7 protein-coding genes are annotated in these 18,343 nt (G+C 49.7%); all 7 read right to left on the reverse strand.

The features are described 5' to 3' along the window. Positions 1-8,893: filamentous hemagglutinin N-terminal domain-containing protein (locus QZ105_RS07485; protein WP_293729225.1), on the reverse strand; the 8,893-nt coding region annotated here is incomplete at its 3' end. 12 nt (positions 8,894-8,905) lie between these two features. Continuing rightward, entirely contained in the window at positions 8,906-10,567 is a 1,662-nt protein-coding gene (locus QZ105_RS07490; RefSeq protein ID WP_293729226.1) for a ShlB/FhaC/HecB family hemolysin secretion/activation protein, read from the reverse strand. A 489-nt stretch (positions 10,568-11,056) separates the two neighbouring features. Next, positions 11,057-12,409, reverse strand: coding sequence for a hemolysin family protein (locus QZ105_RS07495; protein ID WP_293729227.1), 1,353 nt, complete (start codon positions 12,407-12,409; stop codon positions 11,057-11,059). Positions 12,410-12,751: 342 nt separating this feature from the next. Further along, entirely contained in the window at positions 12,752-15,541 is a 2,790-nt protein-coding gene (gene ileS, locus QZ105_RS07500) for an isoleucine--tRNA ligase (RefSeq protein WP_293729228.1), read from the reverse strand. 469 nt (positions 15,542-16,010) lie between these two features. Continuing rightward, complete coding sequence (locus QZ105_RS07505; RefSeq protein ID WP_293729229.1) at positions 16,011-16,682, reverse strand: histidine phosphatase family protein; 672 nt, start codon at positions 16,680-16,682, stop codon at positions 16,011-16,013. A gap of 18 nt (positions 16,683-16,700) precedes the next feature. Then, complete coding sequence (locus QZ105_RS07510) at positions 16,701-17,516, reverse strand: DivIVA domain-containing protein (protein ID WP_293729230.1); 816 nt, start codon at positions 17,514-17,516, stop codon at positions 16,701-16,703. Between the two features lie 18 nt (positions 17,517-17,534). Continuing rightward, positions 17,535-18,320, reverse strand: coding sequence for a YlmH/Sll1252 family protein (locus QZ105_RS07515; protein WP_366936017.1), 786 nt, complete (start codon positions 18,318-18,320; stop codon positions 17,535-17,537). Between the last annotated feature and the right edge of the window lie 23 nt (positions 18,321-18,343).

The following is an 18,343-nucleotide window of genomic DNA, read 5'->3' on the forward strand; positions in this document are numbered from 1 at the left end:
CTACAATGTCGCCGCTGACAGTACCAGTAATAGTATAGTTATCTGCCTTATCGCCTGCAAGCTTTGCGCCAATATTCAGGCTCTCTTTATACTCGCCTGCATCCGCAGTATCCCTGCTGCCCTTGTTTTCAGCATATTTGCCGCCAGCTGTTACATTGCCAAGACTTACTGTTACGTTGTCGTTATATACAAGGCCTTCCAGTTTTACTTTGTCGGTATCAACTGCCTTATTCCAGTCGATATCCTTCTGGCCGTATGTTACCGTCGCAAGCACATCGCCCAGCGTCAGCTCTCTTTGGTTTACTACAGAATTGCCATCTACTACATTTACATTGTAGTTGTTATGCAGTTTAGCAACGCCTTCAGCTGTAATATCTTCAGCACCTACATTCCATTTATACGTTCCTCTATCCTGGGTTCTGATTTCGCCGTCAGCTTCTGCCAAGCCATCATCATCAATGGTACCATTTATCGACCATTTTGTAGCTGTATCGCCGTTGACTAAACCGTTTCCTTTTGCTGCATACTCACCTTCCTCTATGGTTGTATTGCCGTATGTACGTTTTACTTCACTCAAGGTTATCGTCAAATCAGCCTTATTAACTACAATGTCGCCGCTGACAGTACCAGTAATAGTATAGTTATCTGCCTTATCGCCGCCAATCTTGATTCCACTGATTTTCAGGCTGTCTTCATACGCTGCTACATTACCGTCATCACCAACTTTTACGTCCGCAGTATAACGGTCATCACGGTTGTTCTTGTACTCACTTTCAGCTGCTTCGCTTGCAATTGCTCCTCTGTAATCAACAGTAATGTTATCGCCGTAAACAACGCCGTTATCCGCAGTCAGGTTGCCGTTCTCCAAGCCTTGTACTACATTGGTCCAATCGACAGTTTTATCGCCGTTGCCGTAGATGATGCTTGCTACTATATTGTCCAGTGTCAGCTCTTTTGGATCTACGTATGAAGCACCAGAAAGCTTAGCTGTTTGAGAATTATCACTAAAGGTATAATTAGCAAATAAATCATTAAGCTCAGCATTCCAAGTCCATTGGTAATCACCATTAGCACTGTTAGTCCGCCACTCGTTAGCATCTTTATTAAACTCCAAAGCACTGTCATTTGTAGGATCTATATCTCCAATCTGGAGTCCTTCCGAAATCTCTGCCTGCATCTCCTCATTCAGCGTCGAGCCTTCCGCAAATTTCCAGCCATACGCGCTCTCATGCAACTTCGTATCGCCATAAATTCTCTGCACAGCGTCCAAAACTATATCAGCATTAGCAGGGTCAGTGCCGGTCTGAATCGTAGCCTTATTGACAGTTACTGCATCCTCAATATCGAAGCCAAGGTTATTCGGATTGCCGTCTTTACCACTGATATTGATTTGCTGCGAAGCGAAGATATCCTTATACTCACCAGCGTTGGTTTTACTTGCGCCGTCTTTGAGCATCTCCTTGCCCATTAGCAGATTGCTCAAGTCATCTTGCCCCAGCGTATTAAAATAATCCGCCAAGCTATGGGCTGCGTTTTCGTCCGTTGATGTAGTATCGAAATAACCTAACAAGATCAGTTTATTATCTAGGTTGCCAACATTTTCATCAAGATAAACATTGACAACTTTATTACCTTCTGCATTAACTTCCGCCTTCACAATGATACTTTGCTTATGTGCATTATAAACAATTTGTTTAGAATTTTTATTGCTTTCAAACTTCAGCTTTGTCAGGAAGTTTTTGAGGACTTTAGTATCACCGTAAGTTTTCCAAACATTATCATCATTGATGTTAGTAACTCCATTATCGTGAGCGTTCTTCAGCGTTCCACCTTCCTTGCTAACGCCAACTAAACCGCTTCCATTTCCTGCTACCGTGCCAACGCTGAATACCTGGTCGATTGTGCCAGCATTGCTGCCTGCAATGCCGCCCACATTGCTGTCGCCCTTTACGTCGCCGGTGTTGTAGCCCAGCGTCAGGCTGCCATCAGTATCATTGCTGCCTACCAGGCCGCCGATATTGCTGCTACCGTCAGAAACGCTGTAATAGCCCTTACTTATATCATCAGCGTCTACTGCTGTCCAGCTGGTTTCATCGCCGACTTCTTCCAGCGCTTCCTTATACGTTCCGCCTACTACCGTACCGTTGTTGTAAACCTGGTGTGCGTAATAGTTATCTCCGTCATCACGTCCACCTTCTACTGTACCAGCATTAATACCGATCAGGCCGCCCACATTTTCACTGCCGATGACCACGCCGCCAGCTTCGCCGATAATATCAGATTTGCTAATATTGCCGCTGTTGACGCCAATAACGCCGCCGGTACCGCTATTAGCATTATCATCGCCGCCCTCGCCGTAAACAATGCCGCCGTTGACCAGCTTAGCATTAGTAAACTCTGCGCGGTTCTCACCAAAGATGCCGCCTGCGCCGCCAGCAGTTGCATGCACATAACCGTCGTTGCGGATTTCAGTGATATCACCTTGTTCCGTGCCGCTTACATTGCCTGCGTTCAGGCCAGCTACGCCGCCTACATAATTTGCGCCGGTAACAGTACCGCTGTTGGCATTGCCCGCACCAGTAATAGCTCCTTTCTCAGTATTAACGCCTGTAATGCCGCCTACATAGGCAGCGCCTTCTGCCAATACATCGCCGGTATTAGTCGCGCTGGTAATAGTGCCTTCGTTGCGTCCAGCAACGCCGCCGAAATATTGAGAATTATCACCCGTTGCGTACAAAGTAATATTGCTGTTAGTATTTTTAATCGTACCGGTATTCAGGCCTGCGATACCGCCCACGGTATTATTGCCGTAAATGGTACCGTTATTAATCAGCTGGCTTTCCTCCGCGTTGATCCTACCTTCGTTCACGCCTGCCACGCCGCCTACGTTCGTATTACCGTAAATCGTAGCGCTGCCGTCGTTCGTCACATTATTCAAGGTAGAATTCTCGCCGTTAGTGCCTACCATACCGCCGACATTTTCTTCACCATGAATAGCGCCGGTATTACGGGCTGTATTAATAGAAGTATTTTGGCTGTTGCCCACCAAGCCGCCTGTATTGTGAACCGCCTTAGTATTTGTAAGTCCTTCGGAAGATCCGATAATGCTGCCTGCATTGACAGCGTTCGTTATCGTATTATTAGCGCCCGTATAACCGCTACCGACACCGCTGTAGCCAACAATGCCGCCTACGCCGTTACTGCCGCTGATATGCGCCTCGTTATAAGCGTTGGAAATAGTCGCTCCGTTATAGCTAACGCCAGCAATGCCGCCAATATTTTCCGTGGCGCGAACCACTATTCCCTCGCTCGCGCCTGCACCTTTATATTTGCCGTTGACAATGCCTAGGCTTTCTACCACATCCGCCTCAGCATTACTGCCGTAATTAATACCGATAACGCCGCCCAAAGCGTTGGCATCACCTGCGCTGCTGGTCACTGCCGAATTAGCAACGCTGTCTTTAATTTTCGCTACATTTACGCCTGCAATGCCGCCCGCTGTAGAATCAATATATTGATCATCATCACCACGTACCCCAGCAATACCTGCGATAACTGCATCGCTGGCCGTTACATTGCTTATCGTACCCTTGTTAATGCCCGTAATGCCGCCAGCTGCGCCAACCTGGTGCTCGCCAGTTCCAAAAACGTCTGTCAAAACTTCGCCGTCGCTCGTTACTCTGTTGCCAAAGGTAGTAACATTCTCGATTGTGCCTTCGTTGCGGCCTGCTACCGCGCCAACGCTGCTGCCGGTAAAATTGGAGGATATGATATTCAAATCCTTAACGACGCCACCTTCGCCTATGCGACTGAACAAGCCGACGTAATCGTAATCATTATCACTATTATCCGCAGTAACGCTCAAGCCGACAATACTGTAGCCGCGACCGTCTAAATTGCCCGTAAAAGCAACGTTAGAGCTATCTGTTTCCGAAATTTTATTCTCGCCAAGGCCATAACCAATACCGTGGAAGTTTTTCAGGCTGTTAGCGTCGATATCGTTTTTCAACGCGAAATTATAAGTTAAGATGCCGCTCTGATTATTTTCATGATAATAATCATTAATACCTTGCAGCTGTTCGGCGCTGTCCAGCCAGATGTGAATCTTACCTTTATTGTCACCTAAATTTTCTATTGCTGCAGCAAAATTCTCATCGCTAGTAATATCATATTGGTTCAAATCAAACTTGTCGTTAGCATCATCCCACATATCGATGGCAATGATAGCGTCGGTTACATTTGCATCAGTTTTACCTGCAAAGGAAAGCTTGTTGCCCTGTTCTAGGAAGCTATGCAGAATTTGTACAGAGCTGCTATATTCGTCAGCCTGCGCTTTACCGATATTGCTGATATCCAGTACTGCTTCGTCGGCAGTAATGGTAAACTTAGCGTCAGCGCCATTGCCAAAGCTTACGTCGCTGTCCACATAAACGCTGCTGCCGCTAAAGCTCAAAGAGCCTGCGCTGCTGATATAGCCTTTTTCTGCAACGCCAAAGAGTACGCTTACGTTGCCGTCCTCTGCGGTAGCTTCGATATTAATATCGCCGGAGCTTTCAGCTTCCTCAATAGTATAAGCGTATTTTTTCGCTACGTCAGGCATCGCTTGGAAAGGATTGAGCGTATCGGTATAATCAATCTTCTTAGGCGTATTATTGATGCCATCAATAATAGTTTGCTGACTCTCTTGTGCTGCCGTTACCTGACCGAGCAGCTCCACGTTAGCGCCAGTAATGTTAACGTCGCTCTTTTCGCCATTGCCCGTAGCGGTAATTTTGCCGTAGCCGACAATGTCGCCCTTATTTTTAATCGTTACGCTGGAGCCGTAAATTTCGGACGCGCTACCCAAGCGTAAAGATGCATCGGTATCGCTCGCAATGCTCAAAGCGCCGTCGGCATAGATAAGGCCGCCGTAATAGTTGCTTTCCGTAGCGTTGACAAAATTAGTAATCTCCAGCCCGCTGCCGTAAACCGCCAGTCCTCCGCTCTTTTTGATACCAACCTGTTTCCAGTCAAGCGCTAAGTCTTTCGTGTTATCCTTCATGTTGACGATGGTCAGCATCGGATTATAGGCAGTACCATACTGGACGCTTGCGATGTTGTTACTTTCCCAATTAATTTTTTGACTGTCCGGGTCAGCCTTATAGCCAAAATACTCTTCAGCAGTGGGCATAAAGGCGTTCAGGATGGGAGTAGTGCCGATGGTGTTGTCATTATCGTCAGTATAGCTGTACATACGCCAGCTTGAGGAACTATCACCGCTATTACTAAAGAAATCATTCCAACTGGAAAGGTTAAATCTAGCTTCGTATGCTATGGGAGTAGCGCCGTCAAGTCTATTGCTGCCTATAAGAGAAACGAATTTACCATTTTGCTGTGTATCTTGGTCCGCTCCTGTTACGACTGTAGCCGTCTTTTCTGGATCAGGCGCGATATAGTAGGCATTTTTTACTGTAGCATTGCCGTCTCCAATGATAGCATGCTCCGTATTGTACCCACTGCTAGCTAACTCTTTATTATTTAAGTTCTCTTCTGTTATATACCCAGCAAAAATTTCACCCGATGTATACACATTTGAGATCTCAACCTTGGAATCGGAATCGTTTAAAATTCTACCAACGATACCGCTGGTAGCCGTACTAGTCACGTCAGAGATAGCAAATGCCCTGATAGTACCTAAATTATATGCATTATTTATTGTTATCGTACCAACAGAGTTACCTTTAACAGAACCGGCAATGCCGCCCGTATTACTTTTGTTTGCAGCTGAATTATTCGAATCCTCCGCGTTTTTGTTGATAACAGTTACATTTCCGGTATTAAACACATTGGATAAAGAGCCTTCAGCTATCCAACCGGCGACGCCGCCTGTTGCAGTTGAGGCATTATAAATAGCGCCTGTGTTGTAGGCCTTTTCTACCGTGCCGGAAAGACGGCCGACCACGCCGCCCACATGGCGGCCAAAATATGTAAATTTCTCATCGCCGATCTGCCCCTTGTTATATACGTCATACAGCAAAACGGCGGCTTTAGTATTCTCGGTGGTATCGCCCACAATGCCGCCCATGTTTAAAGCAGAAAACTTGCTTTCTGTATTAAAGGTACTGCGCAAATTGCCCAGATTATAGCTGGCGGCGATCTCGCCGTTGTACATCATGCCGGCAATGCCGCCCACGCCCGTATAGCCGCGCACATCGCCGGTGTTGTAGCTGTTGCTGACGGCAGCATTTAACAAGCCTTTTTCATCCTTAAGTGTGTTAATATCCTCAATAGTTTTACTGCGGTCAATCTTGCCGACAATGCCGCCCACGTTGGCTGCCCGGTTAATGTCCACAGGCTGTTGGTCCTCGGCAACATCCTCCGAATGGACAGTGCCGCGGTTGCCCGCGCCGGTAATAGAAGCGCTGTCGCCGTACAAATAGCCGACGATGCCGCCCGCGTTGCCGACGATTACTTCCTCGTTCCCAGAATAAGTACCTTCTTTCCTGATCCATTCTTTGAGAAGGCCGTTGCTGTACCGCCCGCCGGTAGCCTTTATTTCGCCGCCGTTATTGGTAGCGTCATTAATTGTGCCGTTTTCCAGATAACCGGCAATGCCGCCCACGTTATTAGCGCCAAAAACGGTATTTTCCTTGTTTTCCGCCTGGTTAATTGCCGTATTTACGGCAGAGCCGGCGATACCACCCACGTTGCCGGCAATGTAGTAGGTATATTTCGTTTCTACATCGTCGACATTGGCTGCATACTCAGCAGTTGCTGTAGCGATGCTGCCGGTATTGATAACATTTTTTATAAAGCTATTTCCGCCGTCCCCAAGCTGACTGTTGCTGTTGCCGACAATGCCGCCCGCATTGGCTGCGTAAAACGCCTTGGTCGCAACGCCATTTTCATCAGTAATAAATGTATAATAATTATTATCATTATCAGTATGGAATTTGTACAAGCCCACGGTATAGCCCGTCGCTGTAATATTGCCGTTATTGGCGGCGTTCTGTACGACAGAATCCTGCAGATTGCCGACAATGCCGCCCACGTTATAGCCGCCGGTCACGCTCATCTGGTTAAAGACCTGCGGGCCGTTAACATCGCCAATAGTAGCATTGTTTGTCGCAGACCCTACTAAGCCGCCTATGTTATGTGAGTAATCGCCAGGAGTATAATTTACAAGCTCACTAATTTTAATAGCTTCATTTTTTCTATATCCGGCGTGAATTTTCCCATCGTACATATACTCCAGCTCGATATTATTTTTATTAATCGAACCAACATCAGTAGTTTTGGGAATATCCTTTAGCGTCTCTACAAGAGCAGCATCATAACCTTGATTATCAAAATCTTGATCAGTCATAAGCAAGCGTACTACAAAGCCACGAATATCGTTTACAATATATTGATCTTTATATTCCCCTCCTGTCTGTTTCTGAAAATCGGCAAAAGTAGCTTCACGTATCTTGCCATCCTCTGTTTTTATCCAGATTTCATCGTGATGATTTCCCCACTGAACATCCCCGGTATTTCCCATACTATCCCAAACTGATTCAAATGGGATACTAGTTTTGTTATCGCCAATTCCCGTCACAGCGCCCAGATTATAGGACTGCCCCTTGAGCTCGCCGCCTGCCATGCTGCCGACAATACCGCCCACGTTTTCATGACCCTGCACCGCGCCGGTGTTCAGCAAATCGGACATAATTACGCCGCTCGCACTGCCCACAATGCCGCCCACATTGGAGCTGCCTGCGCCGCCGGTAACATTAGAACTGCTCTTTACGTTCTCAATCACGCCGTCAACAGCGCTGCCCACCAACGTACCAATATTTTGGCCGCTGCCCTGCGTACTGCCGGAAACAAAAATTAAATTTTTCAGCGTTGCATTATTTGTATTGGCAAACAAGCCCTGCTTGTCTCCAGCAGCTTCACTGCCAACATGCAAATCGAAAATGGAAAAGTTCACGCCCTCGACGCGGCCTGCCAAGCCGTCCAGCTTGCCTGTAAAATCTTTTATAGCTTCAAAAGGCTTTTCCGCAGTATTGGTAGCGTCGATGCCGTTGCGCAGGGCGTAATTGCCGCCCGGGTTGGTGTTCATGGCCTGCAGCTGCTCCACGTCCTCAATCCACATGTAGCCGTTCGCTTTGGTGAAGTCTTCGTCATTTACTTTGGCAATAACTTCATTATTATTTTTACCAGCATAGCCAACTGCTTTACCATTATTATCTAATGTAGCGTCATACGCGCTGTAACCTAAAACCACATCATTCTTATCTGGCGCAATAATATTGATATTGTCCGCACCGATAGGCGTATCAGTATCTTTTGTCACATATTCCGTATCCAGCACAATGCGACTACCGTCAAAGGTAATCTTGGTAGCGTTAATATGACCCAAGCTCATCAGCTCTGTACTCGTAGGTGCAACAGAGCTCAAAGCATTTTTAGCCTCATTGAAGCTTACTAATTTACTCTCCTCTATTTTTTTATTGGAAACATATAAACTGCCCACGTCAATCTGCGCCGATTTGCCGATGAAAACGCCCGCCGGATTGACTAAATACACATTGCCGCCTTGAGCGTTCATTGTGCCGTGGATTTGCGACATGCTGCCGCCGCTGGCAACGTAGTTCAAAACGTTGAAATTATCCTCGCCGGAAAAATTCACCGTCGCCACGCTGCCGATATTGAAGCTGTCCCATTTTATGACGGTATTGTCAAGACCGCTAATATTCATGATATTATTAACAGTAGCCCCAATACTACCGCCGCCCGCAACAATATTGCCATTTTCCGGCAGCGCAGCGTTGCTCATAACGGCAGCGTAGCCCACTGCGCTGTAACAGAACACTGCGCCTGCCAGGCAGGTTAAACGTATAAGATGGTTTATCCTTTTACTTCTTTTCATAATTGCACCTCGTTAAAACATCTTATAAATCTGGAACCACATACGTCCTTTATGATTGTGGTCCTCACTTACATAATCCTCGCCGTCTATCTTCCAGGCGTAATCAAATTGAGCGTGCCAATCGTTGGGTTTGTTATAGCGCAGTCCCAGACCCCAGCCTGCCAGCTTGCGGTGGTCGCTGCCATAATCCTTAAAGCGGTTCACCTCTCCCACGTCGATAAAGGCCGCCGCCTCCAAGCCCTCGATGCCAGTCGCGCGCCGCAGCTCCATAGTCGCCGTGTAGCCCGTGTCGCCGCTGGTCTCGCTTGCCGGATACGCGCGCACACCGCTCAAACCGCCCAAATAAAAGCGTTCGCTGCCGTCCAGCCCGCGGTTTGCCAGCTGGGCGTGGGCTTCAAAGCGCAAATTCCACAGCTTCCAGTAGCGCACATGGTTAAAGTCCGCCGTTAATTTATGATAAGCGCCGTCGTAATACGCGCCGCCGTCCTTGGTGTCGATATCGCCGTACCAATAAATCAAATTAGCGCTGGTAAAGCGGTTGGGCAGATATTCGCTGGTTGCAATGCCCACATGCAGCACGTCGGCGCTCTTTTCCGTACTCAAACGCAGTCCCAGACCGGGTATTAAGTCAAAGCGCAGGTCGTCGGTGATTTTGCGGTGGTCATAACCGTAAATTGCCGTTACCCGTTTGCTCATATCGCGGTATACCGGCGTCAGACCGTAGAAGCTGAAGCCTTCGGATTCGCCCGTAGGATTCCAGAAATCCACCGTGCCCAAATCGTAGTTGCTGCGGCTGTAGCCTACGCCCCAACGTGTTCCCCGGCTGCCGATGGCAGTTTCGTAATTCACGCCGTAGTTTTTCGTATGCTTATTGCTTATATAGCCGCTGACGCCAATCTTGTCGCCGTTGCGACCGGGGTTGTTGACTTCCGTATGGAAGCCGTAACGATAACGCCCGCTGCTCTTGCTGCCGCCGTTATCTACGAATACATAATTGTTCCACACCCTGCGCTCTATGGCTTCAATTTCCAAAGCCGTAGTCACCGGCTGACTTCCCGGTCGCAGTACGCCGCGGGCAATCACGCCCGGCAAGTCGTTTAAATTATTCAGGACACTCTCCAGCTTTTTATCCGTAATTACTGCGCCGCTCTTTAAGGGCGCGGCAAAGCTTTGCAGAACGCTGTCCGCTACCTCGCTGTCATTGCGCGTAATCTTCACCGTATCGAAGCTGGCGACATAGACTTTAATTTCAAGTTTGCCGTTTTCTATTTGCTGCGGCGGAACCACAGCCTGGGCCACGGTGTAACCGCAGCTACGGGCGTAATCAGTCACAACCTGAGTTAAAGCCTGCAATTCGTCCATACCTACGCTGCGCTTACTGTAGCTGTTTAAAATTTCTTGCAGCTTGCCTTCCTTGTCCGGCAGTGCAAAGCCTGTCAGTGTGATTTCATTAACAAAAAAAGCCGGGTTTTCTGCTGTACCCGTGTTGCCTGCCTGATAGCCCGAGGCAGTTGGCTGCTCGTTTTTTACTTCCGCCTGCTGCTGGCCGGTGCGGTTATATGGATGCGTAGTCACAGCCTCCTTATCGAAGCTGGGTATGGGCGATGCTGCCAAAGCTGCCGTACTGATTGTGGTACACAGCAACGTCGCTGCTATTGTCGTAATTTTTTTCATCACTGCAACCTCCTGCTATAAGCTTTATAAAAAGCTCTGAATAAATCTCTCGCTGTCAGCTCTTGCCGATTTAATCAGAGCTTCCCTGCAAATATTTCGTTACATGTTCTGCCGTCAATCATTTCGCAGAAGCATTTTCTCTCATCTTCTAGTTATCCTTTTAAATTATAGCACAGAAGTCCCCCCGGCAAGTTTTTTGTTCGTGGTAAAACACACTATCGCTGCTTGCCTATGCGCCAGGCTCACGACTGCCAACTTTTTTTATTACGGGGGACTTCTTGGGATGCAAGGCAGCTTTCAAAAAAAAACGCAGGCTGCATACCTTCATCGTACACAGCCTGCGCTGAAAATTTTACTGATATTAAGTTAAACCATTTTATGCGCTGTGCTTCTGCGCCAAGCGCACAGCCAATTCTTTATTATACATTTCTTCCGGCTCCGTGCAGAAAAAATCGTGCAGCCGCCGTTCCAGCGGCCTTACAAATTCCCTTACTGCACGTCGTTCAAATATTCCTCCTGCAGCTCCTCGTGAATATTTTCCGGCTCGTGCAAAAGCTGAATGCGCACACGGGTAATCCGCATTTTATCCACTTCCTCCACCGTAAATTCGGCGGCGTCGGTCTTCACCTTCTGCCCCACCTTAGGCGGATAGTCTATTTGAGCGTACACCCAACCGCCGATAGTATCGCAGTTTTCCGTATCCAGTTCCAGCTCGAAGAAGTCGTTAACGTCGTCCAGCAGCATTTTGCCGTCCACAGAATAGGTCTTGCTGCCCTTATCCTCTACCTCCGGCCGTTCCTCGTCGAACTCATCCTGAATCTCACCGACGATTTCCTCCAGGATATCCTCCACCGTCACCATACCGGCAGTGCCGCCGTATTCGTCGATTAAAACTGCCAGCTGGCTGCGGTGCTTCTGCAGCATGCGCAGCAGCTTACTGATGGGCAAGGATTCCGGCACCAGCAACACGTCGCGGGCCAAAGCGCGCAGGTCGGGCGTAGTACCGGCGTTCAAATCGCGCAGCAAATCCTTGATATGCAAAAAGCCGACGATATGGTCCTTGTCCTCCTGACAAATTGGGTAGCGCGTCATGCGCTCGTTGAGCGCCGTTTTGATATTTTCCTCCACAGGCTCGTCCAGATACAAGCACACCATATCGGTACGCGGCACCATAATATCGCTGGCGCGGCGGTCGGAAAAATCGAAAACATTATCCAGATAGGTCAGTTCCGTTTTATCGATATAGCCGTGCTTATGGCTTTCTTCCATTAATATACGGATTTCTTCCTCGTTATGGGCTTCTTCCGCCTCGCTGGCGGCCTCCACTCCCAAACGGCGCAGCACCCAGTTAGCCACATGGTTCAAAATCCACACGGCAGGATACATCAGCTTATCGAACAGCAGCAGCGGCCACGCTACGAACAGTACGATTTCTTCCGTGCGCTGAATGGACAAGGACTTGGGCACCAGCTCGCCTAAAACAATGTGTAGAGCGGTAATTACGCTGAAGCCCACCACAAAGGCCAGCGTATGCTCCATCTGCGGCGACAGGTTCAACAGCTGAAATACGGGGTGCATAATCTGCGCCACCGTAGGCTCGCCAATCCAGCCAAGGCCCAGGGAAGCAATAGTAATGCCCAGCTGGGTTACGGAAAGGAAAGCGTCCAGATGCTCCGTTACCTTTTTAGCGTGCACCGCCCGGCGGTTGCCTTCTTTTATTAAGGCGTCCAAACGCGAAGGGCGCACCTTCACAATAGAAAATTCCGACGCCACGAAAAAGCCGTTCAGCGCCACCAGGAAAAACACTACGATAATATTAAAGATAATTATAAGATAGTCCAAACAAATCTGCCGGCTGCACAAAACGCAGCGGGACAGGTTCACCTCCGTAAAAAATTATAGTACTATCATTATATCACGCATCAAACGCAAATAAAAATATTATTTTCAAATGACAAGTAAATTTTACCGCGCTTTTACTTATCCAGCACGTTCAGCTGCAAAACGTCCGGGCGGGCGTAATGGCCGCAAGCATCGAACTCCATACGGCTGGCAGGAACCTTATTTTTACCCCTTCACGATAAATCAAAATTGTACATCGTAAACAATACCATAAAAAGAAAAACCGTGCAAGAAAATTTAATCTCACACGGTTTTCTAATCATAATTTGCCCGTCAAGCGGCTTATTTTACCGCTTCCGCGCAGCGGTGGCACAGCGTCGGATGCTCGGCGTCCTGCCCTACCTCGTCGCTGTAAATCCAGCAGCGTTCGCACTTCTGGCCCTCGGCCGGCATAACCGTAACCTTCAAATCCTCGCGGCCCGTAGCTTCTGCGCCGCCGGCAGCGCCCTCCACTACTGCAGCCTGAGAAACGATGAGCAACGTTGCCAAATCCTTTTCTACGGATTGCAGAATAGCCAAAGCCTCGCCCTCAGCGTGCAGCTCTACCTTAGCGTCCAAGGAATGGCCAATCTTCTTGTCGCGGCGCGCCAACTCCAGCACCTTGGTGATTTCGCTGCGGATGCCGATGAAGTTATCCCATTTTGCTTCCAAAGCTTCGTCGATATATTCTTCTTTAATTTCCGGCCACGGCAGCATCTGTACGGACTCGGGAGCGTTGGCAGGCTTACGCATAAACTGCCATACCTCCTCCATGGTGAAGCTCAAAACAGGCGTCAGCATCACAATCAAATCCATAAGAATTTCGTGCATAGCGGTCTGCGCGCTGCGGCGCTCCTTGCTGCCGGCCTTGTAAGCGTACAAACGGTCTTTAATAATATCCAGATAGAAGCTGGACATTTCCACGGTGCAGAAATTATGGATGGCATGGTACAGCACATGGAAGTCGTAGCTTTCGTAAGCGGCGGTAACTTCTTTTTTCAACAGCTGCAAGTGCATCAGCGCCCATTTATCCAGCTCCAGCATTTCGCTGAAGGGAACGGCGTCCTTTTCATAATCAAAGTCGTTGGTATTGCCTAAGATGTAGCGCATGGTATTGCGAATCTTGCGGTATACCTCGGACAGCTGCTTCAAAATCTTAGGCGAAATGCGAATATCAGCCTTGTAATCGGAAGAAGCGGCCCACAGGCGGATAATGTCCGCGCCGTATTGCTTGATTACGTCCTGCGGCACGATAACGTTACCGACGGATTTGGACATCTTGCGGCCTTCGCCGTCCACTACATAGCCGTGGGTCAGCACGGATTTATAAGGAGCCTTGCCGGTAACGGCAACGGAGGTCAGCAAAGAGGACTGGAACCAGCCGCGGTGCTGGTCGCTGCCTTCCAAATACATATCCACAGGCCAGCACAGCTCCGGACGTTTAGCGGCCACAGCCATATGGGAGGAACCGCTGTCGAACCATACGTCCATGATATCCGTTTCCTTGTGGAAATGATTATGTCCGCACTTGGGGCAAACAGTTCCGGCAGGCAGCAGCTCTTCGGCGGAATGAGCCCACCAGGCGTCGCTGCCCTCCTTTTCAAACCAATCGGCAACGGCGTTAATCGTTTCTTCATTAATCAAATGCTCGCCGCAGTTATCGCAGTAGAACACGGGGATGGGCACGCCCCAAACGCGCTGGCGGCTGATGCACCAGTCGTGACGGTCGCTGACCATATTATGGATGCGCTGGCGGCCCCAGGAGGGAATCCACTGCACGTCGCTGTCGATAGCCTGCAAAGCTTCGTCGCGGAAGCCGTCGACGGAAGCGAACCATTGCGAGGTAGCGCGGAAAATAATGGGGTTCTTGCAGCGCCAGCAGTGAGCGTATTGGTGCTTAATATTTTCCTTGCCCAGCAGGCAGTTCAGCTCGGCCAGATATTTCAGCACCGGAATATTGGCGTCGAAAACAAACATACCCTTAAAGCGCTCGCCTGCTTCTTCCGTCAGCTTGCCCTGAGCGTCGACAGGGCACAGAATCGGCAGCTTATATTTCAGACCGGTTTCAAAGTCCACGTCGCCATGACCGGGAGCGGTATGTACGCAGCCCGTACCGGCTTCCAGCGTTACATAGTCGGCCATAACTACGAGAGAACGGCGGTTATTATATTCGGGGAAGGGATGCACGCATTCGGCGTACTCCATATCGCGGCCCATGGTAGTGCCCAGCACGTTGGACAAATCCTTCTGGCATTTTTTGCCAACCTCGCCCAACAGCTCCTTAGCCATAAAGAGCACTTCGCCTTCGCATTCCACCCATGCATATTCCAAATCAGGGTTTAGCGCCACCGCCACGTTGGCCGGAATAGTCCAGGGCGTGGTGGTCCAAATTACCATATAAGCCTTCTTGCCCTTGGCGGCCTCCGGCGTCATGCCGTTATCCTTAACCAAAGGCATCTTTACGAAAATAGTGGGAGTCTTTTGCTCGCCGTATTCAATTTCTGCTTCAGCCAGCGCAGTTTCGCAATGGGGGCACCAGTACACGGTCTTTTTGCCCTTGTAGATGTAGCCCTTATTGGCCATCGTGCCGAATACGCGAATCTGCTCCGCTTCAAAGCTGTGATGCAGAGTAACGTAGGGATGTTCCCAATCGCCCAGCACACCCAGTCGTTTAAAATCCTCGCGCTGTACGTTCAGCCATTGCAAAGCGAAATCATGGCACTTAGCACGCAGCGTCAGCACGTCCAGCTCGTTGCGGTTCAGGCCCAGCTCCTTGATGCAGGCGTGCTCGATGGGCATACCGTGAGTATCCCAGCCCGGCACATACGGAGTATCGAAGCCGCGGGCATATTTATATTTTACAATGATATCCTTCAAAATTTTATTCAGCGCCGTGCCCATGTGAATCTTGCCGTTGGCATAGGGAGGGCCGTCGTGCAGCACAAATTTCGGCTGCCCAGCATGCAGCGCCTGCTTTTTATTATAAATGTCGTTTTCCTGCCAGAATTTCAAAAAGTCCGGTTCGCGCTGCGGCAAGCCTGCGCGCATCGGGAACTCGGTTTCAGGCAGATTCAGAGTTTTACCATAATCCATTGTCCATAACCTCCAAGTGAAAATATAATACAAGCATTACCTTTATTAACCTATACGGGCCAGAAAGCGTCAGATGCGCGAAGCAGCGACAACGACGTACAATAAGTACTTCTAGGAGCTGCGACAAAGCAGATGGCGCTTTATCGCCCGTATAAAAAGGCTCCGTCCCGCTACAAGGGACGAAGCCTATAAAAATCACTACTCCGTGGTACCACCCTCATGACAGCGCCCAAAGCCGCCGCCACTCGTGTGCGCTTTATCGGGCGCCACCGTATGGAACTACTGCTTTCGTCCCATCCGCTCCAAAGTGATTTTCACCTGTTTTGCTGACGGCCGGGCTCCCACCATCCCCAGCTCGCTTGCCCCGCGCCGCAGGCTACTGTCTTTATCATCGCGTTAGCAATATTTAAAACAATTATCATTATATCTTAGGGAAGTGTAGAAGTCAACCCAAACGATATTTTCTGTTCTACTTTTTCTCATATTTAAAATCAAAAACGCCGAAGCCGCTGGCCCGGGATAAGTGGCTGACGTCGTTCAGGCGGTAAATATTATGCTCGTGCCATTTATTGACGCCCAGAACGGTGACGCTGGCAGGCGCGATATCCACCGAAAAATTAAAATCCACCACCTGTTGCATATCCATTCCCAGCCAGCGGAAAATAATATTCTGCACCGTGCCCTTATGCGCCACGATTAAAAGATTTTCCTTTTCCAAATCGGCGCAGCGCCACAGGCCCCTGACATTGCGCTCATAAAATTCGCGGCGCGTTTCCCCGCCGGGATAATTGCGGTGGTCCAGCTCCCGGTCCGACGCCGCCTTACGGAAGCAGCCCTTGGCTTCCTCCTCGGTCATGCCCGCCGCAATGCCGTTATTCTTTTCGCGCAAGAAGGAGCAATATTCAATCTCGCCGGCAAAATTCATGACCTGCGCAATAATCTGCGCCGATTCTGCGGCCCGCTGCAAATCGCTGGCTAAAATACGCAGCTTTTCCTTGCGTCCGTCAAAATCCAGCGCCAGCTTAACCGCCGCCGCTCTTATCTGCGCCCTTCCCTTATCCGTCAGCTGCGAGTCCGTCCAGCCGCCGGTTAGATGCAGAGTATGGTGAGTCGCCTCGCCATGTCGCACCAAAATAATCATCACTAACCCTCCGCTCTACTATTCGGATTGATTGTTAAAGTTTTTTATCAGCTCCAGCTGCGTTTCCAGCAGATGCTGCATATGCTTGCGGTGCAGCATGGATTTTTTCACCTGCTCGGCGTAGGCCTGCTCCGCCAGCGACGCCCTGGCCTCGGCCTCAAAAATTATTTTACGGCTGCGCTCCTCGGCGTCGCCCACAATTTTGCGGTACTTGCCGTTGGCTTCCAGCATCATTTTGCCCACCTCGCTGCGGGCGTCCTCCAGCAGCTTATTGGCTTCCGCCGACGCCGAATTGCTGCGCTTTTTACACAAATCCTCCGTCGTCAGGCGTAGCTTATCCGTTTCCGCCTCGGCGGTGCGCCGCAAATTATCGGCGTAGGCCTTGGCCTCCTCGCGCAGCTTATTGCTTTCGGCCATAGCGGCCTGCAGCATATTGTCCGTTTTGACCTTCGTCTGATTATAAAGGTTTTCCGCGTGGGCCATCGTGTCGTCGTGCAGCTTTTGCGCCGCCGCCTTGGCGTCCGCCAGCTGCTGCTCGCATTTCACGGCGGTTTCCTGCTCCAATAGCGCCGCCTTCTTCTCGCTGTTGGCCTTCACCTCGTCGGCAGTTTCCTGCGCTACCGTCAGCGTGCTCTGCATGGTGGCCTCCATCTGCTGATAATATTCCAGCTTGGAGCTGACCCGCTCGATGGTTTCCTTCTGCTCCAGGTTATCCAGATACAAATATTGGTATTCCTTAAGCAGCTCGGCCATAAACTTATCCACTTCTTCCGTTTCATAACCGCGGAAGCCCTTGGGAAAGCTTTTATTTTTTATATCGTCAGGAGTTAGCATTTTTCATCCTCCTACTTATTATATATAACGCTTCAGCGTGACGCTGATGCGCCCTTTTTTCGTCGTGCCGCGAATTTCCGCCACTTCTACGCGCCCGCGGCCGCGGAAGGATAAAACGTCGCCTTCGCTGACGGGCTGCGCCGCTTTTTTGGCTTCCTTCCAGTTGACCTTGACGTTCAAGCTTTTAATTTCGTCCGCCATGCGGCTGCGGGACACGCCGTAGCCTGCCGCCGCCACTGCGTCCAGGCGCAGGTCCGCCACCGTAGCGTTAATGACCTTCACCTTTTCTTCCTTCTGCAGCAATTCTTCCCGCGGAATTTCCGTCAGCGCTACTGGGGCCGCGCCGATTTGCGTCAGGTTGCTGAATAAATAATTCAGCAGCGTCTTATCCACGACCAGCTGCGCGCCTTCGGGCACAAAAACAATATCGCCCAGGGCTTCGCGCTTGCAGCCCGTGCCCATAAACGCGCCCAAAATATCGCGGTGGGACAAATCGTAATAGCGCTTGTCCCAGGACGCCAAGAGGAAGGCCATGCCGAAATCCGGACGGCCGTAAAAATCTTCGGCCACAAAAGCCGCCTTCACTCTTTCGGCATTGGCAAAGCCGCCGTCCGCCTCCAGCTTAACGCTGTCAAAATTAGCAGCGATAATTTCCGCCACGTTATAGGCGTGGGGGTCTAAAAATTCGCTGACGCGGAACTTGCGGCTTTTATGCGCGCCTTCGGCTAAATCCAGGAGCTTAGCCGCCAGCTGCTCGTCACCGCCAGCTTTAAAATAACGTAAAATTTTCTCTCTGTCCGCCATCTTATTTACCCTGCAATTCACGG

Source organism: uncultured Phascolarctobacterium sp., from assembly GCF_905212365.1.
In the GTDB taxonomy this organism is placed as follows: domain Bacteria; phylum Bacillota; class Negativicutes; order Acidaminococcales; family Acidaminococcaceae; genus Phascolarctobacterium_A.